General features: G+C 71.0%; 20 protein-coding genes. 7 read left to right on the top strand and 13 right to left on the bottom strand.

Annotated elements, in window-relative coordinates; all coding sequences use genetic code 11:
* Positions 1 to 72: 72 nt before the first annotated feature.
* From pyk to pta, 3 genes are all read right to left on the bottom strand, one after another.
* Positions 73 to 1497, bottom strand: a complete 1425-nt coding sequence (gene pyk, locus ACGFRF_RS08160) for a pyruvate kinase (RefSeq protein ID WP_393737801.1) — start codon at positions 1495 to 1497, stop codon at positions 73 to 75.
* Positions 1498 to 1582: 85 nt separating this feature from the next.
* The gene (locus ACGFRF_RS08155) at positions 1583 to 2794 is read right to left on the bottom strand and encodes an acetate kinase (protein WP_393737800.1); all 1212 of its coding nucleotides are present in this window, start codon (positions 2792 to 2794) and stop codon (positions 1583 to 1585) included.
* Complete coding sequence (pta, locus tag ACGFRF_RS08150; RefSeq protein ID WP_393737799.1) at positions 2791 to 4884, bottom strand: phosphate acetyltransferase; 2094 nt, start codon at positions 4882 to 4884, stop codon at positions 2791 to 2793. The genes ACGFRF_RS08155 and pta overlap by 4 nt, the downstream gene beginning before the upstream one ends.
* Before the next feature lie 191 nt (positions 4885 to 5075).
* On the opposite strand from pta, the gene ACGFRF_RS08145 reads away from it, so the two are divergent.
* Positions 5076 to 6101 carry an ATP-dependent 6-phosphofructokinase gene (locus ACGFRF_RS08145; RefSeq protein WP_393737798.1) on the top strand — a complete coding sequence of 342 codons (1026 nt, stop codon included), beginning with the start codon at positions 5076 to 5078 and terminating at the stop codon, positions 6099 to 6101.
* A gap of 70 nt (positions 6102 to 6171) precedes the next feature.
* On the opposite strand, the gene ACGFRF_RS08140 is transcribed toward ACGFRF_RS08145, so the two are convergent.
* The 6 genes from ACGFRF_RS08140 to ACGFRF_RS08115 all read right to left on the bottom strand — a co-directional run bounded on the left by ACGFRF_RS08140 (position 6172) and on the right by ACGFRF_RS08115 (position 12554).
* A complete protein-coding gene (locus ACGFRF_RS08140) occupies positions 6172 to 6879 on the bottom strand; it encodes a helix-turn-helix domain-containing protein (protein WP_393737797.1) in 708 nt (235 codons plus the stop codon).
* 140 nt (positions 6880 to 7019) lie between these two features.
* On the bottom strand, positions 7020 to 7847 hold the full coding sequence (locus ACGFRF_RS08135; RefSeq protein WP_393737796.1) for a carbohydrate ABC transporter permease: 828 nt from the start codon (positions 7845 to 7847) through the stop codon (positions 7020 to 7022).
* Positions 7847 to 8653 (bottom strand): carbohydrate ABC transporter permease, encoded by an 807-nt coding sequence (locus tag ACGFRF_RS08130; RefSeq protein WP_393738292.1) that lies wholly within the window; start codon positions 8651 to 8653, stop codon positions 7847 to 7849. Before ACGFRF_RS08130 ends, ACGFRF_RS08135 begins: the two co-directional genes overlap by 1 nt.
* 53 nt (positions 8654 to 8706) lie before the next feature.
* Positions 8707 to 10080 (bottom strand): extracellular solute-binding protein, encoded by a 1374-nt coding sequence (locus ACGFRF_RS08125; protein ID WP_393737795.1) that lies wholly within the window; start codon positions 10078 to 10080, stop codon positions 8707 to 8709.
* Between the two features lie 135 nt (positions 10081 to 10215).
* Positions 10216 to 10905: a response regulator gene (locus ACGFRF_RS08120; protein ID WP_393737794.1), complete on the bottom strand. Its 690-nt coding sequence runs from the start codon at positions 10903 to 10905 to the stop codon at positions 10216 to 10218.
* Positions 10902 to 12554, bottom strand: coding sequence for an ATP-binding protein (locus ACGFRF_RS08115; protein ID WP_393737793.1), 1653 nt, complete (start codon positions 12552 to 12554; stop codon positions 10902 to 10904). Before ACGFRF_RS08115 ends, ACGFRF_RS08120 begins: the two co-directional genes overlap by 4 nt.
* 153 nt (positions 12555 to 12707) lie before the next feature.
* Between ACGFRF_RS08115 and ACGFRF_RS08110 the strand changes: the two genes are divergently transcribed.
* A complete protein-coding gene (locus ACGFRF_RS08110; protein ID WP_393737792.1) occupies positions 12708 to 14087 on the top strand; it encodes a cation:dicarboxylate symporter family transporter in 1380 nt (459 codons plus the stop codon).
* Between the two features lie 187 nt (positions 14088 to 14274).
* Here ACGFRF_RS08110 and ACGFRF_RS08105 read toward each other — a convergent pair whose 3' ends face one another.
* On the bottom strand, positions 14275 to 14898 hold the full coding sequence (locus ACGFRF_RS08105; RefSeq protein WP_393737791.1) for a TetR/AcrR family transcriptional regulator: 624 nt from the start codon (positions 14896 to 14898) through the stop codon (positions 14275 to 14277).
* Between the two features lie 141 nt (positions 14899 to 15039).
* On the opposite strand from ACGFRF_RS08105, the gene ACGFRF_RS08100 reads away from it, so the two are divergent.
* Positions 15040 to 16749: an MFS transporter gene (locus ACGFRF_RS08100; protein ID WP_393737790.1), complete on the top strand. Its 1710-nt coding sequence runs from the start codon at positions 15040 to 15042 to the stop codon at positions 16747 to 16749.
* 51 nt (positions 16750 to 16800) lie between these two features.
* Here ACGFRF_RS08100 and ACGFRF_RS08095 read toward each other — a convergent pair whose 3' ends face one another.
* Complete coding sequence (locus ACGFRF_RS08095) at positions 16801 to 17712, bottom strand: NAD-dependent epimerase/dehydratase family protein (protein WP_393737789.1); 912 nt, start codon at positions 17710 to 17712, stop codon at positions 16801 to 16803.
* A gap of 45 nt (positions 17713 to 17757) precedes the next feature.
* Here ACGFRF_RS08095 and ACGFRF_RS08090 point away from each other — a divergent pair, with 45 nt between their 5' ends.
* The 4 genes from ACGFRF_RS08090 (at position 17758) to ACGFRF_RS08075 (ending at position 21477) form a co-directional block, all read left to right on the top strand.
* Complete coding sequence (locus ACGFRF_RS08090) at positions 17758 to 18279, top strand: Lrp/AsnC family transcriptional regulator (protein WP_393737788.1); 522 nt, start codon at positions 17758 to 17760, stop codon at positions 18277 to 18279.
* 29 nt (positions 18280 to 18308) lie between these two features.
* The gene (locus ACGFRF_RS08085) at positions 18309 to 18737 is read left to right on the top strand and encodes a MerR family transcriptional regulator (protein WP_393737787.1); all 429 of its coding nucleotides are present in this window, start codon (positions 18309 to 18311) and stop codon (positions 18735 to 18737) included.
* 14 nt (positions 18738 to 18751) lie between these two features.
* Positions 18752 to 19066: a thioredoxin gene (gene trxA, locus ACGFRF_RS08080; protein ID WP_393738290.1), complete on the top strand. Its 315-nt coding sequence runs from the start codon at positions 18752 to 18754 to the stop codon at positions 19064 to 19066.
* 170 nt (positions 19067 to 19236) lie between these two features.
* Positions 19237 to 21477 carry a HelD family protein gene (locus tag ACGFRF_RS08075; protein ID WP_393737786.1) on the top strand — a complete coding sequence of 747 codons (2241 nt, stop codon included), beginning with the start codon at positions 19237 to 19239 and terminating at the stop codon, positions 21475 to 21477.
* On the opposite strand, the gene ACGFRF_RS08070 is transcribed toward ACGFRF_RS08075, so the two are convergent.
* Both ACGFRF_RS08070 and glgB read right to left on the bottom strand, forming a co-directional pair.
* The gene (locus ACGFRF_RS08070) at positions 21464 to 22360 is read right to left on the bottom strand and encodes a hypothetical protein (protein WP_393738288.1); all 897 of its coding nucleotides are present in this window, start codon (positions 22358 to 22360) and stop codon (positions 21464 to 21466) included. The genes ACGFRF_RS08075 and ACGFRF_RS08070 overlap by 14 nt on opposite strands.
* 54 nt (positions 22361 to 22414) lie before the next feature.
* Entirely contained in the window at positions 22415 to 24757 is a 2343-nt protein-coding gene (glgB, locus tag ACGFRF_RS08065) for a 1,4-alpha-glucan branching enzyme (protein WP_393737785.1), read from the bottom strand.
* Between the last annotated feature and the right edge of the window lie 9 nt (positions 24758 to 24766).

Raw genomic sequence — 24766 nt, 5'->3', positions numbered from 1 at the left:
CCGCACACAGCTGAGGGCGCCCCCTGTCACAGGGGGCGCCCTCAGTGCCGTACAAAACCCTTGAAGCGCTTGTCAGTTGGCGCCGCCGAGGTGGTGGACGCGGAGCATGTTGGTGGTGCCGGGGACGCCGGGGGGCGAGCCGGCGGTGATGATCACGGTGTCACCCGAGTCGAACCGGCCCAGCCGGGCGATCTCCTGGTCCACCAGGTCGACCATCTCGTCGGTGGTGTTCACGAACGGCACGACGTGCGACTCCACGCCCCAGCTGAGGGTGAGCTGGTTGCGGGTGCCCTCGTCCGTGGTGAAGGCGATGATCGGCTGGGTCGCGCGGTAGCGGGACAGGCGGCGCGCGGTGTCACCGGACTGGGTAAAGGCGATCAGGCCCTTGCCGCCCAGGAAGTCGGCGATCTCGCAGGCCGCGCGGGCCACCGAACCGCCCTGCGTGCGCGGCTTCTTGCCCGGCACCAGCGGCTGCAGGCCCTTGGAGAGCAGCTCCTGTTCGGCCGCGGCGACGATCTTCGACATGGTCTTGACCGTCTCGACCGGGTAGGCGCCCACGCTGGACTCGGCCGACAGCATGACCGCGTCGGCGCCGTCCAGGATCGCGTTGGCCACGTCGGAGGCCTCGGCGCGGGTCGGGCGGGAGTTGGTGATCATCGACTCCATCATCTGGGTCGCCACGATCACCGGCTTGGCGTTGCGCCGGCACAGCTCGATCAGGCGCTTCTGCACCATGGGGACCTTCTCGAGCGGGTACTCGACGGCGAGGTCACCGCGGGCGACCATCACGGCGTCGAACGCCGCGACGACGTCCTCCATGTTCTCCACCGCCTGCGGCTTCTCCACCTTGGCGATGACGGGGACGCGGCGGCCCTCCTCGTCCATCACCCGGTGGACGTCCTGAACGTCCTTGGCGTCGCGGACGAAGGACAGCGCGACCATGTCGCAGCCCATGCGGAGGGCGAAGCGCAGGTCCTCGACGTCCTTCTCGCTCAGCGCGGGCACGTTGACGGCCGCGCCGGGCAGGTTGATGCCCTTGTGGTCGGAGACGACACCGCCCTCGATGACGATCGTCTTCACCCGCGGGCCCTCGACGTCCAGGACCTTCAGCTCGACGTTGCCGTCGTTGATCAGGACCTGGTCGCCGCGCGAGACGTCGCCCGGCAGCCCCTTGTACGTCGTACCGCAGATGTGCTTGTCGCCGGGCACGTCCTCGGTCGTGATGACGAACTCGTCACCGCGTTCCAGCTCGACCGGACCCTCGGCGAAGGTCTCCAGGCGGATCTTCGGGCCCTGCAGGTCGGCGAGGACACCGATGGCCCGGCCGGTCTCCTTGGCCGCGGCCCGGACGCGGTCGTACCGCGCCTGGTGCTCGGCGTGGGTGCCGTGGCTGAAGTTGAACCGGGCCACATTCATGCCCGCCTCGATCATGGCGACGAGCATCTCGTGGGAGTCGACCGCGGGGCCGAGAGTACAGACGATTTTCGAACGGCGCATGGGGGCGATCCTATCGGTTTGTTTCGCTACGGAATATTCCGTCTGGCGGAAGATACAAATGAGTGCCGCACCGCTCAGGTGCTATTCAGTTGTCGTTTCCGACCAGTGCGTAGGTCTGCGTCGCGATCTCCAGTTCTTCGTCCGTCGGCACCACGGCCACGGCCACCCGCGCCGACTCCGGCGAAATCAGCCGCGGCTCGCCGCCGCGTACGGCGTTGCGGTCCGGGTCGACCGCCAGGCCGAGGCCCTCCAGGCCCGCGACCGCGGCCTCCCGCACCGGCGCCGCGTTCTCGCCGACGCCGGCGGTGAAGGCGACCGCGTCGACCGTACCGAGCACGGCGTAATAGGCGCCGATGTACTTCTTGAGCCGGTGAATGTAAATGTCGAAGGCGAGCGCGGCCTCTTCGTCGCCCTCGTCGATCCGGCGGCGGATCTCCCGCATGTCGTTGTCCCCGCACAGACCGAACAGGCCGCTCCTCTTGTTGAGAAGAGTGTCGATCTCGTCCATGGACATTCCGCCGACACGTGCCAAATGGAAGATGACCGCCGGGTCCAGATCACCGGATCGCGTACCCATCACGAGCCCCTCCAAAGGCGTCAGACCCATGGAGGTGTCCACGCACCGGCCCCCCGCGACCGCGGACGCCGAGGCGCCGTTGCCCAGGTGCAGCACGATGACGTTGACCTCGGCAGGGTCCTTGCCCAGCAGTCGCGCGGTCTCCCGCGAGACGTACGCGTGCGAGGTGCCGTGGAAGCCGTAGCGGCGGATGCGGTGGCGGTCGGCGATCCTCGGGTCGATCGCGTAACGCGCCGCGGACTCCGGCATGGTCGTGTGGAACGCCGTGTCGAAGACGGCGACCTGGGGCAGGTCCGGGCGCAGCGCCTGCGCGGTGCGGATGCCCGTGAGGTTGGCCGGGTTGTGCAGCGGGGCGACCGGGATCAGCCGCTCGATCTCGGAGAGCACCTCGTCGTCGATGACGGTGGGCTCGGTGAAGAACATCCCGCCGTGCACCACCCGGTGCCCGATCGCGGCCAGTTCCGGCGAGTCCAGGCCGAGCCCGTCCCGGCCCAGTTCCTCGGCGACCGCCTTGAGCGCGGCGTCGTGGTCGGCGATCGGCCCGCTGTGCTCACGGGTGTCACCGGTGGTGAGGCAGGTGTGCTTGAGCCGGGAGGTCTGCTCGCCGATGCGCTCCACCAGACCGACCGCGAGCCGGCCGGCGTCGCGCATGTCGAGCAGCTGGTACTTCACCGACGAGGAGCCGGAGTTGAGGACGAGGACACGGGTGGGCGTGGTCACTGCTGGATCGCCTTCTGGGTCGCGGGCGTCTGGGCCTGGATCGCCGTGATGGCGACGGTGTTGACGATGTCCTGGACGAGCGCGCCCCGGGACAGGTCGTTGACCGGTTTGCGCAGACCCTGCAGGACCGGGCCGACGGCGATGGCGCCGGCCGAACGCTGCACGGCCTTGTAGGTGTTGTTGCCGGTGTTGAGGTCCGGGAAGATCAGCACGCTGGCCTGCCCGGCGACCTCGGAGCCGGGCAGCTTGGTGGCGGCGACGGACGGCTCCACGGCCGCGTCGTACTGGATCGGCCCCTCGATCTTCAGGTCCGGCCGCCGCGAGCGCGCCAGCTCGGTGGCCTCGCGCACCTTGTCGACATCGGCGCCCGAACCGGACGTACCCGTCGAGTACGACAGCATCGCGATCCGCGGCTCCACCCCGAACTGCGCGGCCGTGCCCGCCGACTGGACGGCGATGTCCGCCAGCTGCTCGGCGTTCGGGTCGGGGTTGACCGCGCAGTCGCCGTACACCAGCACCTTGTCGGCCAGGCACATGAAGAACACGGACGAGACGATCGAGGAGTCCGGCCTGGTCTTGATGATCTCGAAGGCCGGCCGGATGGTGGCCGCCGTGGAGTGCACCGAGCCGGACACCATGCCGTCGGCCAGGCCCTCCTGGACCATCAGGGTGCCGAAGTAGTTCACGTCGGAGACGACGTCGTAGGCCAGTTCGACGGTGACGCCCCTGTGGGCGCGCAGCGCCGCGTACTTCTCGGCGAAGGAGTCGCGCAGTTCGGAGGTGGCCGGGTCGATCAGCTGGGTGTCGCCGAGGTCGATGCCGAGGTCGGCGCACTTCTTGCGGATCTGGTCGACCGGGCCGAGCAGGGTCAGGTCGCACACGCCCCGGCGCAGCAGCACCTCGGCCGCGTGCAGCACCCGCTCCTCGGTGCCCTCCGGCAGGACGACCCGCCGCCGGTCGGAGCGGGCCTGCTCCAGCAGCTTGTGCTCGAACATCATCGGGGTGACCCGGTCGCTGCTCGGCGCCGAGACCCGGCGGGCCAGGTCGGCGGTGTCGGCGTACCGCTCGAACAGGCCGAGCGCGGTCTCCGCCTTGCGCGGGGTGGCCGCGTTCAGCTTGCCCTCCAGGGAGAACAGCTGCTCGGCGGTGGGGAAGCTGTTGCCGGTCACAGAGAGCACCGGGGTGCCCGGGGCGAGGCGGGCGGCGAGGGTGAGGATCTCCTGGCTCGGCACCTCGTCGAGGGTGAGCAGCACGCCGGCTATCGGCGGGGTGCCGGCGCTGTGCGCGGCCAGCGAGCCGACGACCAGGTCGGCGCGGTCGCCCGGAGTGACGACCAGACAGCCGGGGGTCAGGGCGCCCAGAAAGTTCGGCAGCATGGCGCCGCCGAAGACGAAGCCCAGCGCGTCACGGGCGAGCCCCGAGTCGTCGCCGAGCAGCACCTTCGCGCCGAGGGCCTGGCCGATCTGCGCGACCGTCGGCGCGGACAGCGCGGGCTCGTCGGGCACGACCCAGCAGGGCACCGGCAGCCGGTTCGCGAGCCGCTCGGCGATCTCGTCGCGGTCCTCGCGGGCGACCCGGTTGGTGACCATGGCGAGCACGTCGCAGCCGAGGCCGTCGTAGGCGCGGTAGGCGTTGCGGGTCTCGGCGAGCACCGCCTCGGTGCTCTGCTTGCGGCCGCCGACCACCGGGATCACGGAGGCGCCGAACTCGTTGGCGAGCCGGGCGTTGAGGGACAGTTCGTCCGGCAGCTGGGTGTCGGCGAAGTCGGTACCGAGGACGAGGACGACGTCGTAGTCCCGGGCCACCAGGTGGAAGCGGTCGACCAGCGTGGAGACCAGTTCGTCGGTGCCCTGCTCGGCCTGGAGCGCGGACGCCTCGTGGTAGTCCATGCCGTAGACGGTCGCCGGGTCCTGTGAGAGGCGGTAGCGCGCCCGCAGCAACTCGAACAGCCGATCGGGGCCGTCATGGACGAGCGGACGGAAGACCCCCACCCGGTCGACCTGCCGGGTCAGGAGTTCCATGACTCCCAGCTCCACGACCTGGCGGCCGTCACCGCGGTCGATCCCGGTCACGTACACGCTGCGCGTCACGTGTCCACTCCGTTCCTCATGTCTTGTATGTCGCGTCTCGGCATAAAAATCGCTCACCAAGGTGAGCAGACCCTCTTGACAATACCCCTGCTGCCGGATAAGGCGCCCGTCAAGGCATCACCTCTCCGGCGGACGTGAAACAATCGACACCGGCTCACCGGCATACGACAGCGAGCAGGAGACACAGCACGATGCGCATCGGAGTTCTCACCGCAGGCGGCGACTGCCCCGGCCTGAACGCCGTGATCCGGTCGGTCGTGCACCGCGCGGTGGCGCAGTACGGCGACGAGGTCATCGGTTTCGAGGACGGCTACCGGGGTCTGCTCGACCGCCACTACCGCACCCTCGACCTGGACGCGGTCAGCGGCATCCTCGCTCGCGGCGGCACCATCCTCGGCTCCTCCCGCCTGGAGCGCGACCGGCTGCGCGAGGCCTGCTCCCGGGCCACCGACATGGTCGAGGAGTTCGGCATCGACGCGCTGATCCCGATCGGCGGCGAGGGCACCCTGACCGCGGCCCGCATGCTTTCCGACGCCGGTCTCCCGGTCGTCGGCGTCCCCAAGACCATCGACAACGACATCTCCTCCACCGACCGCACCTTCGGCTTCGACACGGCCGTCGGCGTCGCGACCGAGGCGATGGACCGTCTGAAGACCACCGCCGAGTCCCACCAGCGGGTGATGGTGGTGGAGGTCATGGGCCGGCACGCCGGCTGGATCGCCCTGGAGTCCGGCATGGCCGCCGGTGCCCACGGCATCTGCCTGCCCGAGCGCCCGTTCGACCCCGCAGACCTGGTCAAGATGGTCGAGGAGCGCTTCGCCCGCGGCAAGAAGTTCGCCGTCATCTGCGTCGCCGAGGGCGCCCACCCCGCCGAGGGGAGCATGGACTACAGCAAGGGCGAGATCGACCAGTTCGGGCACGAGCGCTTCCAGGGCATCGGCACCGCGCTGGCGTACGAGCTGGAGCGGCGCCTCGGCAAGGAGGCCAAGCCGGTCATCCTCGGTCACATCCAGCGCGGCGGCGTGCCCACCGCCTACGACCGCGTCCTCGCCACCCGCTTCGGCTGGCACGCCGTCGAGGCCGCGCACCGCGGCGACTTCGGGAAGATGACCGCGCTGCGCGGCACCGACGTCGTGATGGTGCCGCTCGCGGAGGCGGTCACCGAGCTGAAGACGGTACCGAAGGACCGGATGGACGAGGCGGAGTCGGTCTTCTAGGCCGGCCTCCTGGGCGTCCGTCCTCCCTGGCCGACCTCCCGGGCGGGCCCGGTCCTCCAGGGCCGTGCTGCTACGGGGTCCGGTCCTCCACGGCCGTCCAGAAGGTGTCCACGATCCGGTCGAGGAAGTCCCGGCCGGACTCGCTGGCGCTCCTGCTGCCGCCACCCCAGCTGAGGGTGGCGGCCATGTGCCCCTGGTAGTCCTGGTGCAGTTCCTGGAGCACCTTCTCCAGGACGCCCTTGTCCAGGGGTGCCAGTTTCATCACCGGCCGCACATAGGCCTGCCAGCGGGTGGTCACCGCGCTGTGCAGCAGGTCGGCGAGCTTTCCCTCGCGGCCCGTGACGGCCACGAAGTCCGGCAGGGCCAGGTCCAGCACCCGGGCGAGCGCCGCCGACTGGCGCTCGTTGCCCCGCCAGTCGCCGCGCTCCTCCATCCGCAGATACCCGCGCAGGTCCATGCCGACGGCGTGGGCGACGTCCTCCGGCGCGACGGCGCGGGCGATGCGATGCTCGCGCAGGGTCCGCGGCCGGCCGATGAGTTCGCCCGGGGCACACCACAACACGCCTGCGAGCGCGGTGAGTTCGGGGTTGCCGGGGACGGCGGTGCCGCGTTCCCAGGCGATCACGAGATCAGGGGTGACGTACGGCAGCCCGTACGAGACGCGCAGCCCGTGCGCGACGTGCTCGGGCCCCATGCCGAGTGCGGCGCGGAGCCTGCGGGCGGCCGGGGCGTTGAACGGGGGAGCCGAGGGGTCGGGGTGGGGTGAGGGTGGGCGCACCCGGGACAAGGTAGGGGTGTCCCGAGGCGCTGACTACGGTCGGTTCCGCCGAGATCACGGGTGGTAGGAACGTACGGCTTGATCGCGGAGGGTGAACCGGCATCCGGTGCCACCCCGGTATGACCTCGTGTTACCCGGCGTCACCCCTTCACCGCGCCGCCCAGCGCGAACCCGCCTCCCAGCCGGCGGGCCACCAGAACGTACAAAAGGATCACCGGGGTCGAGTAGATCACGGAGAACGCCGCGAGCTGTCCGTAGGCCACCATGCCCCGGTTGCCGAAGAAGTCGTTGATGCTGACCGAGGCCGGCATCTGGTCCGGGGTGAGCAGCAGCATGAACGGGACGAAGAAGTTCCCCCACATCATCACGAACGAGAACACGGTGACGACGGCGACGCCCGGCCCCATCAGGGGCAGCACGATCCGGGCCAGGGACTGCAGCGAGGACGCCCCGTCCGTCCAGGCCGCCTCCTCCAGTTCCTTCGGCACCCCGTCCATGAAGTTCTTCATCAGCCAGATGGCGAAGGGGAGCTGGGAGGCCGCGAAGAAGAGGATCGTGCCGTGCAGCGTGTCGATCAGGTTCACCCGGACGAACAGCGCGTACACCGGCACCATGATCGCCGTGATGGGCAGGCTCGTCGCGAACAGGATCGTCAGCAGGAACGGCCGGTTGAGCCGGGACCGGAACCGGGAGAGCGGATAGGCGGCGAGGGCGGCGCAGACGACGGTCACAGCGGTGGCGCCCCCGCACAGGATCAGGCTGTTGAGCAGCGGGGTGTAGGTGATGTCCGGGGTGAGGATCGCGTGGAAGTGGTCCAGGGTGAGCCCGTCCGGGACCCTGACCCTGAGGCCGGCGTGCGGGTCCACGGACGACAGCAGCACCCAGGCGAGGGGCAGCGCGAAGGCGACCGCCACGGCGAGGAGCGAGAGGTCGGCGGCGAGCCGGCGGGAGGCGCGCTTGCGGGGCATCAGACCTCCGTCCGCAGCAGGCGCAGATAGACGACGGAGAACAGGGAGCCGACGAGCAGCAGGAGCAGTGCGACCGCGGTGCCGTATCCGATCATGCTGTTCTGGAAGGCCTGCTCGTACATGAACAGCGGCAGCGTCTGGCTCTTGTCCCCGGGACCGCCCCGGGTCATCACCCAGATCAGCCCGAAGACGGACAGCGTCTGCAGGGTGTTGAGCATGAGGTTGGTGCCGATGGAGCGCCGGATCATCGGCAGGGTGACGTGCCACATCCTTCGCCATCCGCCCGCCCCGTCCACCTCCGCCGCCTCCGTGATCTCGGCGGGTATCTCGTCCAGCGCCGCGGAGTACACGAGCATGGAGAAGGCCGTCCCGCGCCATACGTTGGCGAAGGACACGGCGAGGATGGGCAGGGTGAACAGCCAGTTCTGTCTGGGCAGATGGAGCCAGTCCAGGATGGCGTTGAGGGTGCCCTCGCGCCGGAACAACGCATACAGCAGGAATCCGGCGACGACCTCCGGCAGCACCCACGCGGTGACGACGACCCCGCCGGTGAGGGTACGGACGGGCTTCGACGCGCGCTTCATCAGCGCGGCCAGGGCGAGGCCCAGGGTGTTCTGCCCGACCAGCGAGGACAGCACGGTGAACACCAGGGTCAGCCAGACGGCGTTCAGGAACGCCTCGTCCCGGAAGGCCTTGCGGAAGTTGGCGAAGCCGATGAAGGAGGAGTGGGCCTGGCCGGTCAGCTGCAGGTCGGTGAAGGCGATGTAGACGCAGTAGACGATGGGACCGGCGAGGAAGAGCAGCATCACCACCAGGGCGGGGGCGAGCGGGAGCGCCCTGGTGGTACGGCTGTGGCGCCTCACTGGTGGGTCACTTGGTTGCCGGTGACGTCCTCGAGCGCGGAGTCGTAGTCGCTCGCCGCCTTCTCGACGGACCGGTCACCGGTCGTCACGCCCTCCATGGCCTCCTGGATGGCCGTCGACACCTTCGGGTAGGCCGGATAGGCGGGCCGGTAGTGGGTGTTCGCCACCAGGTCCGTGAAGAACGTGATGCCGGGCTGGGCGGTGGTGTAGTCCGGGTCGGCGGCGACGTCCTCGCGGACCGCGATACCGGAGTTGGCGATGTACCACTTGCGGGCGTTGTCCTTGGTCTGCATCGTCTTGATGAAGTCGAAGGCGAGGTCCGGGTTGCCGGCCTTGGCCGGGATGGACCAGGTCCAGCCGCCGGACATGCTGACCTTGCCCGGCGCCTGCCCGTGCTGGGTCGGCATGTACGCCAGACCGAGTTGCTTCGACCAGTCCGGCCACTCGTGCCCGCTGCCCGGCAGCCAGTCCTGCGGCAGCCAGGAGCCGTCGAGGTCGATACCGAGCTTGCCCTGGGGCAGGAGTTCACCGCGGACGGCGGTGCCGTAGTTGGGGTCGAGGGCGTCGGAGACGTCCGGGCCGAGCTTCTCCTGGTACACGGTCTCGACGAACTGCAGCGAGTCCTTGAACCCCTGGCTCCCGGCGATCCACTTCTTGCTGCCGCTGTCGTACAGGGGGTCCGTCTTCCCGTCGCCCGTGCCGTACAGCAGCATCTCGAAGCCCTGCATGGTGGCGGCCTCGCCGATGGGTTTGCCGGTGTAGACGTTGAGGGGGGTGACACCGGGGACCTTCCGTTTGATGGTCCGTGCGGCGGTCAGGACGTCGTCCCAGGTCTTCGGCTGCCAGTCCGTCGGCAGCCCGGCCTTCCTGAACACGCGCTTGTCGAACCAGAGCCCGCGGGTGTCGGTGCCGTCCGGGACGCCGTACGTCTTCCCGTCCTGCCCCTTGGCCGCGGCCTTCGCCGTGTCGATGAACCGGCTCCAGTCCGGCCACTTGGCGAGGTAGGGGTCGAGCGGCTTCAAGTACCCGCTGGTGATGTCGGAGTTGATGAGGAAGGTGTCCTCGTAGACGAGGTCCGGCGCGGTGCGCGGGGAGCGCAGCATCTGCTGGAGCTTGGTGTAGTACTCCGCGTCCGGGGCCTTGATGGGGACGAACTCCACCTTCTTGCCCGGGTACTTCTTCTCGAACTGCTTCTTGATGCCGGCGAGGTAGGTGTCCATCACCTTGATGGAGTTGTCGGTGGACTGCTTGTAGGACACCTTGACCGTGTCGGGGCTGCTGCCGGAGCCGTTGCCGCAGGCGGTGAGGGCGGTGGCGGCGAGGGCGGCGGTGAGGAGGGTGGTGAGGGCGGCGGTGGGGCGCACGGGCATGACCTCCTGCGGGCGCACATCGTGTGGCGTGGCGTGGAGATGGCTGCCGAGTGAACGTAAGAGGAGTGGTCTAGTCAGGTCAATGTGTCTGCGCGGGATTGGGCTGACGAGATCCCCGCGGCAGCGTCCCTGCGCTCACCGACCCTGGGAAACCCACCGGTACACCAACTCCGGGCGCCCCACCTGCCCGTACAGCGGGCTCCGGCCCGCCCGGCCCGCCTCGACCAGGTGTTCCAGGTAGCGGCGGGCCGTTATCCGGGAGATGCCGACCACCTCCGCGACCCCGGCGGCCGTGAGTCCTTCCGGCACCTCCCGCAGCGCGCCCGTCACCCGCTCCAGCGTCGGCCCGCTGAGCCCCTTCGGCAGGGCCGCCGGTGACGGGGCGCGCAGCACCGCCAGGGCCCGGTCGACCTCGTCCTGGCCGCTCGCCTCGCCGACCGCCGCCTGGAACTCGGCGTAACGGACCAGGCGGTCCCGCAGCGTCGCGAAGGTGAAGGGCTTCAGCACGTACTGGACGACGCCCAGGGAGACACCTTCGCGGACCACCGCCAGGTCCCGGGCCGAGGTGACCGCTATGACGTCCGCGTGATGGCCGGCCGCGCGCAGCGAGCGGGCGAACTGCAGGCCGTGCACGTCCGGCAGGTGGAGGTCCAGCAGCAGGAGGTCCACCGGGGTGCGGTCCAGGACACGGCGGGCCTCCGCGCCCGTGTGCGCCTTGCCGACCGCGACGAACCCGGGCACCCGGCCCACGTACATCACATGCGCGTCGGCGGCCACCGGGTCGTCCTCCACGACCAGCACCCTGATCGGCCGGGGATCCGTCATGGCCTGCCGCCTCCCGGCCTCGGGGAGGCACCGGTCCTGGCCGTGTGCAACGGCAACCGCACCTCGAACACCGCTCCGCCCTCGCCGTCCTCGTGGGACTCCGCCACCGTCAATGTGCCCTCGTGGCGGGCCACCGCCTGCCGTACCAGGGCCAGCCCGAGACCCCGGCCGCCGGGCCCGGCCGGCTTCGTCGAGAACCCCCGCTGGAATACCAGGTCGGCGTGGGCGGGGTCGACACCGGGGCCGGTGTCCGTCACCCGCAGGACGAGTTCGGCCCGCGACGCGTACGCCGTCACGGTCACCCGCGCCCCGGCGCTGCCCTGCGCCGCGTCCACCGCGTTGTCGATCAGATTGCCGAGGATGGTCACGAGGTCCCGCCCGGACACGCTGTCCGGGAGCAGGCCGTCGTCCAGGCGGCTGTCCTGCGACACCACCAGTTCCACGCCCCGCTCGTTGGCCTGGGCCGTCTTGCCCAGCAGCAGAGCGGCCAGTACCGGCTCGCTCACCGCCGCGACCACCTGGTCGGTCAGGGCCTGGGCCAGTTCCAGCTCGGCCGTGGCGAAGTCCACCGCCTCCTCGGCCCGGCCCAGCTCGATCAGCGACACCACCGTGTGCAGGCGGTTCGCCGCCTCGTGCGCCTGCGAGCGCAGGGCCTGTGTGAAGCCCCGCTCGGAGTCCAACTCACCCATGAGGGACTGGAGTTCGGTCACATCGCGGAGGGTGACGACCGTACCGCGCCGCTCCCCGCCGGACACCGGGGAGGTGTTCACCACCAGCACCCGGGAGGCCGTCAGATGGACCTCGTCCACCCGGGGCCCGGACGCCAGCAGCGTGCCCGTCAGCGGGGCCGGCAGGCCCAGGTCCGCCACCGAGCGGCCGACCACGTCCTCCTCCTCGCCCACGCCCAGCAGCTCCCGCCCGCCGTCGTTGATCAGCGCCACCCTGTACTGCCCGTCCAGCATCAGCAGGCCCTCGCGCACCGCGTGCAGCGCCGCCTGGTGGTAGTCGTGCATCCGGCTCAGCTCGGTGGCGTTCATGCCGTGGGTGTGCCGGCGCAGCCGGGCGTTGACGACGTACGTGCCGACCGCGCCCAGCAGCAGGACCCCGCCGGCCACTGCGAGCAGGGCCGTGACCTGGTCCTGCACCCGGGCACTGATCGCCTCCACCTTGATCCCGGCGCTGACCAGGCCGATGACGCGGCCGTTCTCCTCCACCGGGGTCACCGCGCGGACGGACGGGCCGAGCGTGCCGGTGTAGGTCTCGGTGAAGGTGTGGCCGTGCCGGGCGGGCCCGATGCGGCCGAGGAAGCGCTTGCCGATCTGCTTCCGGTCGGGGTGGGTCCAGCGGATGCCGTCCGGATTCATGATCGTGACGAAGTCGACGTCCGCGTCCCGCATGACCCGGAGCGCGTACGGCTCCAGCTCGGCCGTCGGGTCGGGGGTGCGGATCGCGGAGCGGACCGAGGGGGCGTCCGCGATCGACCGGGCCACCGCCGTGACCTGGCGGACCGCCGCGTCCTCGGCCTGCCGCTGGTCGCTGACGTAGGTGAACAGCGCGTACCCGGCCACGACCACCGCTATCAGCACGGCCTGCATGGCGAACAGCTGGCCCGCCAGGCTGCGGGGTCGGGGAAGGGCGGGTACGCGCATGTGAGCAGTGTGCCTCTCCGGTCGAGCGTGAACTAAATGAACGGAAGGGTGACCGCCCTCACAGGCCGGGAGATAGTCACGGCATTCCCCGAAACGCCCGGACGTGAGCCGCACGCCGGTTGTTCACCGACGAAGACGTCAAGGAGGGCAGTCGTGGCCGCCAGCACTCCCGATACGGCACCTGCCGCAGCCCGCGTGAAGCGGGACCGGACCCATTACCTGTACATCGCCGTCATCGTGGCGGTCGCTCTCGGTATCGCCGTGGGGCTCATCTGGCCCGATGCCGGGGTCGAGCTCAAGCCGCTGGGCACCGGCTTCGTGAACCTGATCAAGATGATGATCTCGCCGATCATCTTCTGCACCATCGTGCTCGGGATCGGGTCCGTACGGAAGGCCGCCAAGGTCGGTGCCGTCGGCGGCATCGCCCTCGGCTACTTCCTCGTGATGTCGCTCGTCGCGCTCGCCATCGGGCTCGTCGTCGGCAACGTGCTGCACCCGGGTGACGGGCTCCACCTGACCGACGCGCTCAAGCAGACCGGGCATGCCCAGGTCTCCAGCGACGCGCTGCCGCCCGTCGACTTCGTGCTGTCGATCATCCCGACCACGTTCGTCTCCGCCTTCACCGAGGGCCAGGTCCTCCAGACGCTGCTGGTGGCCCTGCTCGCCGGGTTCGCGCTGCAGGCCATGGGGTCGGCCGGGCAGCCGGTGCTGCGCGGCATCGAGCACATCCAGCGGCTCGTCTTCCGCATCCTGTCCATGGTCATGTGGGCCGCGCCGATCGGTGCGTTCGGCGCCATCGCGGCGGTCGTCGGTTCGGCCGGCCTGGACGCGCTGAAGAGCCTGGCCGTCCTGATGCTCGGCTTCTACGTCACCTGCTTCCTGTTCGTCTTCGTCGTGCTCGGCGCGCTGCTGCGGATCGTCGCGGGCCTGAACGTCTTCATGCTGTTCAAGTACCTCGCCCGTGAGTTCCTGCTGATCCTGTCCACCTCCTCCTCGGAGTCCGCGCTGCCGCGGCTGATCGCGAAGATGGAGCACCTCGGTGTCAGCAAGCCGGTCGTCGGCATCACCGTGCCTACCGGGTACTCCTTCAACCTCGACGGCACGATGATCTACATGACCATGGCGTCGCTGTACATCGCCGACGCGCTGGGAACGCCGATGTCCGTCGGGGAGCAGATCCCGCTGCTGCTCTTCCTGCTGCTGGCCTCGAAGGGCGCGGCGGGTGTCAGCGGTGCGGGCCTCGCCACCCTCGCCGGTGGTCTGCAGTCGCACAAGCCCGCGCTGGTCGACGGCGTCGGCCTGATCGTCGGCATCGACCGCTTCATGAGCGAGGCGCGGGCACTGACGAACTTCGCGGGCAACGCGGTCGCCACGGTGCTGGTGGGTACGTGGACCAAGGAGATCGACACGGAGCGGGTGCGGCGGGTGCTGGCCGGTGAGCTGCCGTTCGACGAGACGACGCTGCTGGACGAGGGTCAGGACGCGGTCGCCGAGGCCCCCGAGCCGCGGGAGGAGCAGTTGGCCAAGGCCTGAGCGTCCGCCGGGCCGGGCCGGCGGACGCGGGTCCGCCGCGGCCGGGCGGGCAGACCCCCGCGCCCCTCGCGGGACGCGATGCGCCCTTCCTCTCCGGACGTCCGGCCCCGCCTGAACCCGGGCCGGGCGTCCGGGTGCCGCCGCCGGGCGGTCGAGTCTCCCCCCGTGACTCGGCCGCCCGGCTTCTTCATGTCTCCTCGCTCACCCGGGCCACCAGCGCGGTGGCCGTCGAGGCGGGTACGCCCGCCGCGGTCAGCACGGCGACCGTGGCCGAGCGGCCCGCCTCCCGCGCTGTCAGCAGCCCGTCGTTCACCGCCTCCATCACCGCGAACAGCATCTGCTCGTGCACGTACGCCAGTGCCGGCGCGGGCAGCGGGGAGTGGAACACGCCCTGGTCCAGGCCCTGCTGGAGCAGCTGGACCTTGTCCTCGCGCAGCGGTGCGAGGCGTTCGCGGATGCCCTGGACGGTGACCGTGCGCTGGGCCAGGGCGACCAGCAGCCGGTAGCGGTCGGCGATCTCCCAGATCGCGAGCACCGAGCGGGCCACCGCCTCCGCCGGGTCGGTCACCGCGTCCCGGGCGCGGTCGTCCGCGTCCGCCAGCGTCTCCACGGCCTCGTCCACCAGCGTGCTGATCAGCGCCTCCCGGCTGGGGAAGTGGCCGTACACCGTCCGTCGCACGACGCCCGCGGCGCGCGCGATCTGGTCCATGGAGGCGTCGGGGTCGCGCAGCAGCTCGGCGAGGGCGACGTCGAGGATGCGGCGCCGGTTGGCGTCGGCGCGGCTGGTGTTACCCGTGGTCATGGCCGTCATTCTGCCCTTCCCGACCCGACTTGCACAGTGCTGTGCAGCGTCGTACATTGCACATGGTTGTGCAATTGCACGCCACTGTGCAAATCGTTGAGCGCGACCCGTACACCTCTCGTCGCACATGTGAGGAAGGCGACCCCTGCCATGCGACTCGTCATGACCGAACCGGTCCAGCGGACGGACCGGCCCTACGCCCGGCGCTGGTGGGCGCTGCTGGTGCTCTGCCTGAGCCTGCTGATCATCGTGATGGCGAACACCGCCCTCACGGTCGCGGCGCCCGACATGACGAAGGACCTCGGGCTCTCCAGCGCCGACCTGCAGTGGGTGATCGACGGCTACACCGTCCCCTACGCGGCGCTGATGCTGCTGCTCGGCGCGATCGGCGACAAGTACAGCCGGCGCGGGGCGCTCGTCCTCGGCCTGGCCGTCTTCGGCGGCGGCGCCGTCTTCGGATACCTCGCCGACAGCTCCACCACCGTCATCGCGGCCCGTGCCGTGATGGGCGTCGGCGCGGCACTGATCATGCCGGCGACGCTCTCGCTGCTCGCCGCGACCTTCCCGCGCGCGGAGCGGGCCAAGGCCATCACCCTGTGGACCGCCACCGCCGGGCTCGCCATCGCCACCGGACCGGTGGTCGCCGGCGCCCTGCTGCGCGACCACGGCTGGTCCTCGACCTTCCTGATCAACGTGCCCATCGCGGCGGTCGCGATCGTCGGCGCCTTCGTCCTCGTACCGCCGTCCCGGGCCGGACACCACGACCGCATCGACTACGTCGGCGGCCTGCTGTCGGTGACCTGGACCGGCGCGCTCGTCTACATGATCATCGAGGGTCCGCACTTCGGCTGGGGCGTCAAGGCCGTGAGCGCCGCGGTCGTCGCGGGGGCCGGCCTCGTCGGCTTCGTCCTCTGGGAGCTGCGCCACCCGCGTCCGATCCTGGACGTGCGCCGGTTCGCCCACCGCCGGTTCGCGGGCTCCAACCTCGCCGTCGCCCTGTTCTTCCTCGCCGTCTTCGGCGCCTTCTACTACCTCACCCAGCACCTGCAGTTCGTCCTCGGCTACGACGCCCTGGAGACCGGCGTGCGCATGCTGCCGCTGGCCGGCGCCGTCTTCGCCGGCTCGGCCCTGACCGGCTGGCTCACCCCGCGCGTCGGCATGAAGTGGACCGTCAGCGCGGGCATGGTCGGCGGCACCACCGCCCTCGCCCTGCTGACCCGGGTGGACGCGGGCTCGGCGTACGGCGACCTCGTGGCACCCCTGATCATCCTGGGCCTCGCCATCGGCCTCGCCCTCTCGCCCTGCACCGACGCCATCATGGGCGCGTTCCCCGAGTCGGAACTGGGCGTCGGCGGCGCCGTCAACGACACCTCACTGGAGCTGGGCGGCTCGCTCGGCATCGCCCTCCTCGGCTCGCTGCTCGCGACCTCCTACGGCGACCACCTCACCGACGCCACCGCCGGCGGCAAGCTCCCGGCGAGCGCCCTGGACACCGCGCGGGACTCGGTCGGCGCCGGGTACGCCGTCGCCCAGGGCATCGGCGAGAAGGCGCACCAGCTGGGTGCTCAGGCGGCGCGGACGACGGACCCGCAGCAGGCCGCGCAGCTCGAGCAGCAGGCCACCGAACTCGCCACCGGCGCCCGGCGGATGGCCGACGCGGTCGGCTCCGCCTTCTCCGACGCCGTGGCCCACACGAGCCTGGTCGGCGCGGTGATCCTCGGCATCGGCACGGTCCTGGTGGCCTTCCTGCTGCCGCGCCACGAGGCCGCCGCTCCCGAGGTGGAGGAAGAGGAGAAGCACACGGAGAAGGACACGGAGAAGGGGGCGGAGAGGGAAGCCACGGACAGCGCAGCCCGCTGACCTCTCCCCGCTCCCACGAGCGGCGGTGCGTCGACCGGGGAGGGCCGCACCTCAGGCGGTCGCTCCCAAGGTCTCGGCCACCGCCTTCGGCAGCCACTGCCGTACCTCCCCGAAGACGAAACCGAGCCGCACGGCACGGGAGTTGTCCATGGCGTAGTGCCGGCGGAAGGCGAAGGGGGAGACCTCCGTGCCCTCCGCCACCTCGAACACGGCCTCGTCCGTGCCGAGCCGGGCAGCCACCTCCCCGCACAGCTCCCCGAGGGTCAGCTCGCCGTGCGAGGCCGCGTTGACCGGGCCCGTGAAGTCCTCGCCCGCCACCCAGAAGAGGAAGTCGGCGATCTCCTCGACGTGGATGTAGGTCGCGGGGTGCGCCACGGGCGGTACGGCGATGGGGGTACCGGTGCGGATGCGCTCGGTGTAGTGGGCGAGACGGCCGGTGAAGTCGTCGCCGCCGCCCAGGACATGGGCCACCCGGACGGACGCGTGCGGAAGGTCCGGGGCGGCCGCGAGGACCGCCTCCGCCTGCCGCTTGCCCTCGCCGTAGTGCCGTGCCAGGAACTCCGGATCGTCCCAGGGGAGTTGGGTGTCCACCGTGACCGTGCGCGGGTCCACCGCGCTCTCCGGTACCGGCACCGCGGAGTCCTGGTGCTCGTACACCTCCACCGTCGAGGTCATCACATAGCGCCCGGTGCGGCCCGCGAGGACCCGATGGGCGATCTTTGCCTGGCGCGGGGTGTAGCAGACCTGGTCGACGACGACGTCGAAGGTCCGCCCGCCCAGCGCCTCGGTCAGGGCCCGTTCGTCGTTCCGGTCGGCCGTCGCACGGATCGCTCCCGGCGGTGCGGGAGACGACCCCCGGTTGAGGACCGTGACCCGGTCCCCGGCCGCCAGCAGGCGGGCGATCAGCCGCTTGCCGATATAGCGGTTCCCGCCGATGACCAGTACCTCTCGTGCCTTTGCCATGACCATAATTCTCGGGGCCCGACACCGTGCTCTGAAGGGGGAGAGATGGGAGATACGACCGCCGCACCGAAAGAAAAGCGGCAGCTTCGCGCCGGCACCGGTGAAACGCCGGCGGCCCTCGACGGGGTGGACGGGGAGATCCTGCGGCTGCTGCAGACCGACGGGCGGATCAAGCTCAGCGAGCTGGGCCGGCGGGTGAGCCTGAGCCCGGCGGCCGTCGCCGAGCGGGTACGCCGGCTGGAGGCGGCCGGGGTGGTCGAGGGCTACGCCGCCCAGGTCGCGCCCGGCCGGCTCGGCTACGGCGTCCAGGCCTTCATCCGGGTGAACCCGCACGGCGGCTACACCCTCAAGCACCCGCGGACCCTGGAGCTGCTCGACCGCCCGGAGATCACCGAGGTGCACCACGTGGTCGGCGAGGACTGCTGGATCCTCAAGGTCGCCGTCACCGACACCGCGCACCTGGAGGACATCCTGGAGCGGACCTCGGCACTGGGCCGCACGACGACCTCCATCGTCCTGTCCTCGCCCGTCCGCCACAAGCCGCTGCTGCCGCCCGCCTTGACTTGACGTCGACGTCAACACCTACGGTCGTGGGTATGCGAATCGGCGAGCTGGCCGCTCGGGCCGGGACCACCACCCGCACCCTGCGCTACTACGAGGCACGGGGACTGCTGCCCGCCCGGCGCGACGACAAGGGGCACCGCACGTACGACGAGAGCGACCTGCGGCTGCTGCGGCAGATCCGGATGCTGCAGGACTTCGGGTTCGATCTGGAGGAGACGCGGCCGTTCGTGGAGTGCCTGCGCGCCGGACACCCGGCGGGCGACTCCTGCCCGGCCTCGCTCGTGGTCTACCGCCGCAAGCTGGACGAGCTGGACGCGCTCATCGGGCAGCTGACGGCGGTGCGGGAGACGGTCGCGGGGCAGCTGGAGCGGGCCGAGCGGGCCAGGGACGAGCTGGCCGCCGAGGCGCTGGTTCCGGGAGGTCCGGAACCCGTGTGCGAGCTGGGAGGGCTGACGCGGTGAGCTTGGTGAGCGGATTGGCCGAGGTGACGGAGGACACCTTCGAGACGGAGGTGCTCGGCGCCGACCTGCCGGTGCTGGTGCAGTTCACGGCCGACTGGTGCGGGCCGTGCCGGCAGCTGGCACCGGTGCTGAAGGACATCGCGGCCCAGGAGGGCGGCCGGCTGAAGATCGTCCAGCTGGACGTCGACCGGAATCCGGGGACGACGGTCGCCTACGGCGTGCTGTCCACCCCGACCCTCATGGTGTTCCGGGACGGTGAGCCGGTGCGTTCGATGGTGGGGGCGCGGCCCAAGCGGCGGCTGCTGGAGGAGCTGGCGGACGTGCTGTAGAACAAGGGTCCGCCCACGAGAAAATCCCCTGAGCAATTGCGCTCGGGGGATTTCTGTGCGTATATTCAGTGGTTCGCGTCTTCCATTACCGAAGGCGCGGGGAAGTTCACTGAGCAGAGTATATCCGGGCGGGAGCGGAATTGTCAAACACCGACTTTCCAGATGATGAATTGCGGCACGAACAGGAATTCATCGACGGACTCTACGCGCGCGTGGACGTGCTGCGTGGCGCGACCGAGACCTCGGTCGCGGACGCGCTCGCCCAGGGCGACAAGCCCATGCAGGCGCGGCTGGAGCGGGACATCCTGGTCGCCGAGCGCTCGGGCCTGCTCGCCGCGCTGAACGCCGTCGACGGCTCGCTCTGCTTCGGCCGGATCGACCTCTCCGACGGCGTCACCCACCACATCGGCCGGATCGGGCTGCGCGAGGACGACATCGAGCGCACGCCGGTCCTCATCGACTGGCGGGCCGATGTCGCCCGGCCCTTCTACCTGGCCACCGGCCACACCCCGATGGGCCTGCGCCGCCGCCGGCACATCGCCACCGAGGGCCGGACCGTGACCTCCCTGCACGACGAGATCCTCGACCTCGGCGACGCCACCCGCACCGGCCACGAGGACCCCAGCGGCGACGCCGTGCTGCTGGCCGCGCTGAACTCGGCGCGCACCGGCCGGATGAGCGACATCGTGCAGACCATCCAGGCCGAGCAGGACGAGATCATCCGGGCTCCCCACCGCGGCGTCCTGGTCGTGGAGGGCGGCCCCGGCACCGGCAAGACCGCGGTGGCCCTGCACCGGGCGGCCTATCTGCTGTACGAGCACCGGGAACTGCTGGCGCGCCGGGCGGTGCTCATCGTCGGCCCGAACCCGGCCTTCCTCGGTTACATCGGCCAGGTGCTGCCCTCCCTCGGCGAGACCGGGGTGCTGCTGGCCACGGTCGGCGAGCTGTTCCCCGGCGTGAAGGCCACCGCCACCGACACACCCGAGGCGGCCGCCGTGAAGGGCCGCACCGCCATGGCCGACGTGCTCGCCGCCGTCGTACGCGACCGGCAGACCCTGCCCGACCCGGTCATCGCGATCGAGCACGACCGCGAGGTGCTGATGCTGGACGACGGCCTGGTGGGCGTCGCCCGGGAACGCACCCGCGCGGCCAAGCTGCCGCACAACGTGGCCCGCGAGCACTTCGAGGGGCACATCCTCAACACGCTCACCGAGCTGTACGCCGAGCGTGTGGGCACCGACCCGTACGACGGCAGCAGCCTGCTCGACGCCTCCGACATCACCCAGATCCGCGACGAGATCGCCGAGAACCCCGAGGTCTGGTCCGCCATCGACCAGCTGTGGCCCCGCATCACGCCGCAGCGGCTGCTCGCCGACTTCCTCGCGGAGCCGGACGGCTACCTGCCCGAGGCGGACGCCGACGCGATCCGCCGCCCGGTGACCCGCGCCTGGACCGTCGCCGACGTGCCCCTCCTGGACGAGGCGGCCGAACTCCTCGGTGAGGACGACCGGGTGGCGCGGGCCCGCGCGGAACGCGAGCGCGAGACCCAGGTCGCCTACGCCCAGGGCGTCCTGGACGTCTCGTACGCCTCCCGCACCTACGAGTTCGAGGACAAGGAGGACAGCGATCCCGAGGCCTCGGAGGTGCTGTCGGCGCACGACATCATCGACGCCGAGCGGTTCGCCGAGCGGCACGAGGAGGCGGACCACCGCAGCGCCGCCGAGCGGGCCGCCGCCGACCGCACCTGGGCGTTCGGGCACATCATCGTGGACGAGGCGCAGGAGCTGTCACCGATGGCCTGGCGACTGCTCATGCGGCGCAGCCCCACCCGCTCGATGACACTGGTCGGCGACCCCGCGCAGACCGCCGAGGCGGCCGGCGTCGGCTCCTGGGCGGACATTCTCGCCCCGTACGTCGAGGACCGCTGGGAGCACACCCGCCTGGGCGTCAACTACCGCACCCCGTCCGAGATCATGGACCTGGCCGCGGCCGTGGTCCGCGCCGAGCACCCGGACTTCGAACCGCCCAGCTCCGTCCGCTCCACCGGCGCACACCCCTGGGTGCGGCAGGTCGTCGACGACCTGCCCGGCACGGTCGCCAAGGCGGTCGCCGAACTCACCCCCGCCGAGGGCCGGCTGGCGGTCATCGCCCCGCGCGAGCTGCACCGCTCCCTGGCCGCCCGCCTGGACGGCGTCACGGCCGGCGCGGAACCCGACCTGACGCGGCCGGTCGTCCTGCTCGATCCTCGGCAGTCCAAGGGCCTGGAGTTCGACTCCGTCCTGGTGGTCGAGCTAGGTGCCTACGGCACGAGCGACCTGTACGTGGCCCTGACCCGGGCCACCCAGCGGCTCGGCGTGCTGTACACGGGCGAGCTCCCGAAGGCGCTCGCCACGGGCGTCACGGCGCCGTAGCGGACGGGGCGGGGCTTCCACCGGCCGTCGGTGAGGCCGACGGCGGTGGGGAGCCCGGGTGCAGCGTGGCCGACAGCGGGGCCAGATCCGCGCACAGCGCGGCCGGGAACCGGGGAACCTCGCGCCGGACTGCCTCGCAGCCTCCGGCGGCACTCTCGAAGACCGGTTCCCAGCCGGAGCGTTCCGCCCGGAAGAACCAACGGTCGCCCAGCCGGGAGGAGCAGGCGGGGTTCTTGTCGTCGGAGTCGCAGGCCGGGCCGGTGCGCCAGGAGAAGTCCAGGACCAGCCACGTGCCGTCGCAGTGCTCGGCGTCCCGGTAGGTGTGCTCCGGCGCGCCGGCCGCGATCAGCGCCTGGTCGTAGGAGGCGGGGGTGCAGCCGACGGCCGGCGGACGGCAGCCGAGGCGCCCGCACATCCGCAGGGCGGGCGGCTTCGCGCCGTCAGCGGTGAAGACCGTGTGGTTGTCGACCACCAGCTCCCGCTCGCCCAGCGGCTCGGGCAGCCGTACCCGGGCCGTGGCCGTCGTCTCCTCGACGCACCCGGAACGCCGGTCGCCGGACGGAGAGGTGAAGGTGATCTGCACGTGTACGGTGCCCGGCACGGCGCCGTACTCGGCGTCGGTGTCGACCGCCTTGAGGTCCCGCACACAGGGGTGGTCACCACTGGGCACGTCCGCGTCGATGCTCAGCGTGCGGTGGTCGGCGCCGATCCGGGCGGCGGTGACCCGGGAGGGCTCCGCGAGCGTCCACGGGATCGGCCCGGTCGCCGTGGGAGACGCTCCCGCGCCCCGCCCTGCCACCTGGGTGCCGCAGCCGCTCAGCAGGAGGACGACCACGGCACACCACAGGGCGGCCGGTGCTCTGTACTGCCGCACGTACCTCAGTCCCCCCGCGGTACATCGAAGATGTGCGGCCACTATAAGACGCGCACGACCCGGTCAGGCCGGACGCAGCCACACCGTCGCCAGCGGGGGCAGGGTCAGCCGGATGCTCGCCGGGCGGCCGTGCCAGGGCTGCGGCTCGGGTTTGACGACATCCGGATGGGTGACGTCGCTGCCGCCGTAGCGGGCCGCGTCGGTGTTCAGGACCTCCACCCAGGCCGGGGTGTCGTCAGGGACCCCGAGCCGGTAGTCGTGGCGGACCACCGGGGCCAGGTGGGAGACGGCGAGCAGCGGGGTGCCGTCGGCGTCGAGGCGCAGGAACGCGAAGACGTTGTCGTCCGCCGCGTCCCCGGTGATCCACTGGAAGCCTGCCGGATCGGTGTCCCGCTGCCACAACGCCGGGGTCGCGCGGTACAGCGCGTTCAGGTCCCGTACGAGATCCCGCACGCCCCGGTGATCGGCCTCGGCGCCGTAGGACGGGTCGAGCAGCCACCAGTCGGGGCCGTGCGCCTCGGACCACTCGGCGCCCTGGGCGAACTCCTGCCCCATGAACAGGAGCTGCTTGCCCGGGTGGGCCCACATGAAGCCGAGGTAGGCGCGGTGGTTGGCGCGCTGCTGCCACCAGTCGCCCGGCATCTTCGACACCAGGGACCGCTTGCCGTGGACCACCTCGTCGTGGGAGATGGGCAGGACGTAGTTCTCGCTGTAGGCGTAGACCATCGAGAACGACATCTCGTGGTGGTGGTGCCTGCGGTGCACGGGATCGTGGGACATGTACTGCAGGGAGTCGTGCATCCAGCCCATGTTCCACTTCAGGCCGAAACCGAGGCCGCCGAAGCCGCTGGGGCCCTTGTGGTGGGTGGGCCGGGTGACGCCGTCCCAGGCCGTGGACTCCTCGGCGACGGTCACCACGCCGGGGCAGCGCCGGTAGACGGTGGCGTTCATCTCCTGCAGGAAGGCGACCGCGTCCAGGTTCTCCCGGCCGCCGTGCTCGTTCGGCGTCCACTGGCCCGGCTCGCGCGAGTAGTCCAGGTACAGCATCGAGGCGACCGCGTCCACCCGCAGGCCGTCGATGTGGAACTCCTCGCACCAGTACACCGCGTTCGCCACCAGGAAGTTGCGGACCTCGCGGCGGCCGAAGTCGAACTCCAGCGTGCCCCAGTCGGGATGGGCGGCCCGCAACGGATCGTGGTGCTCGTACAGCGGCCGTCCGTCGAACTCGGCCAGCGCCCACTCGTCGCGGGGGAAGTGGGCCGGCACCCAGTCCATCAGCACGCCGATGCCGGCCTGGTGCAGCCGGTCCACCAGGTACTTGAAGTCGTCGGGGGTGCCCAGGCGAGCCGTCGGGGCGTAGAAGCCGGTGACCTGGTAGCCCCAGGAACCGCCGAAGGGGTGCTCGGCGACCGGCATCAGCTCCACGTGCGTGAAGCCCATGTCCGTGACGTAGGCGGTGAGCTGGTCGGCCAGTTGGCGGTACGTGAGGCCGGGTCGCCAGGAGGGGAGATGGACCTCGTAGACGGAGAACGCGGACGCGTGGACCGGGGTGTTCCCGCGCCGGGCCATCCACTCCGCGTCGCCCCACTCGTGATGCGAGACGTGCACGATCGAGGACGTGGCGGGCGGGGTCTCGGTGCGGCGGGCCAGCGGGTCGGCGCGCAGGGTGCGGGAGCCGTCCGGGCGGGTGATCTCGAACTTGTACAGCTCGCCCTCGCCGATGCCCGGCACGAACAGCTCCCAGACGCCGGTGGAGCCGAGCGAGCGCATCGGGAAGCCGGTGCCGTCCCAGAAGCTGAAGGTGCCGGTGACCCGGACGCCCCGCGCGTTCGGCGCCCACACCGCGAACCGGGTGCCGGACACGCCCTGGTGCGTCGTGACGTGCGCGCCGAGCGCCTGCCACAGCTGCTCGTGCCGGCCCTCGCCGAGCAGGTGCAGGTCCAGTTCGCCGAGCGTGGGCAGGAAGCAGTAGGCGTCCTCGGTCTCGTGGACGGTGCCGTCGTACGTCACGAGCAGCCGGTAGGCCGGGATCTCGGTCAGCGGCAGGAGTCCGGAGAAGAAGCCGTCGCCGTCGTCGTGCAGTTCCGCGCGCAGCTCGCCGGAGACCACGGTGACCGCCCGCGCGTAGGGGCGGAAGGCGCGGAAGGCGACACCGCCGGGAACCGGGTGGGCGCCGAGGACGGCGTGCGGGTCGTGGTGGGTGCCGTGCAGCAGCCGCTCGCGGTCGCCGGCGTCGACGGCGGGGGAGACGGCGACCTCCAGCGCGGGCGGCGCCGACTGCGCGGGCACCTGCGCGACCGGCGTCTTCCCCGCCTTCTTCACCGCGCCCTTCTTCTCCGGACCCTTCTTCTCGGTCTTGGTCTTGCCGGACTTGTTCTTCGAGGTGGCTGACTTCTTGGACGTCACGAGCGAGTC

Origin of the sequence: Streptomyces sp. NPDC048521 (genome assembly GCF_043199855.1) — a bacterium.
GTDB lineage: Bacteria > Actinomycetota > Actinomycetes > Streptomycetales > Streptomycetaceae > Streptomyces.
Note: the sequence above shows the minus strand (reverse complement) of the source record. Positions and strands in the feature narration are given on the sequence as shown.

Excerpts from the sequence above, each read along its gene's own strand:
- ACGFRF_RS08135 (WP_393737796.1), bottom strand. The coding sequence starts at position 7,847 with ATGCCCCGCAAGCGCGCCTCCCGCCGGCTCGCCGCCGACCTCTCGCTC.
- ACGFRF_RS08130 (WP_393738292.1), bottom strand. The coding sequence starts at position 8,653 with ATGCTGCTCTTCCTCGCCGGTCCCATCGTCTACTGCGTCTACATCGCC.
- ACGFRF_RS08090 (WP_393737788.1), top strand. The coding sequence starts at position 17,758 with ATGGGAGATACGACCGCCGCACCGAAAGAAAAGCGGCAGCTTCGCGCC.
- ACGFRF_RS08095 (WP_393737789.1), bottom strand. The coding sequence starts at position 17,712 with ATGGCAAAGGCACGAGAGGTACTGGTCATCGGCGGGAACCGCTATATC.
- ACGFRF_RS08100 (WP_393737790.1), top strand. The coding sequence starts at position 15,040 with ATGCGACTCGTCATGACCGAACCGGTCCAGCGGACGGACCGGCCCTAC.
- ACGFRF_RS08125 (WP_393737795.1), bottom strand. The coding sequence starts at position 10,080 with ATGCCCGTGCGCCCCACCGCCGCCCTCACCACCCTCCTCACCGCCGCC.
- ACGFRF_RS08120 (WP_393737794.1), bottom strand. The coding sequence starts at position 10,905 with ATGACGGATCCCCGGCCGATCAGGGTGCTGGTCGTGGAGGACGACCCG.
- ACGFRF_RS08085 (WP_393737787.1), top strand. The coding sequence starts at position 18,309 with ATGCGAATCGGCGAGCTGGCCGCTCGGGCCGGGACCACCACCCGCACC.
- ACGFRF_RS08145 (WP_393737798.1), top strand. The coding sequence starts at position 5,076 with ATGCGCATCGGAGTTCTCACCGCAGGCGGCGACTGCCCCGGCCTGAAC.
- pyk (WP_393737801.1), bottom strand. The coding sequence starts at position 1,497 with ATGCGCCGTTCGAAAATCGTCTGTACTCTCGGCCCCGCGGTCGACTCC.
- ACGFRF_RS08105 (WP_393737791.1), bottom strand. The coding sequence starts at position 14,898 with ATGACGGCCATGACCACGGGTAACACCAGCCGCGCCGACGCCAACCGG.
- ACGFRF_RS08115 (WP_393737793.1), bottom strand. The coding sequence starts at position 12,554 with ATGCGCGTACCCGCCCTTCCCCGACCCCGCAGCCTGGCGGGCCAGCTG.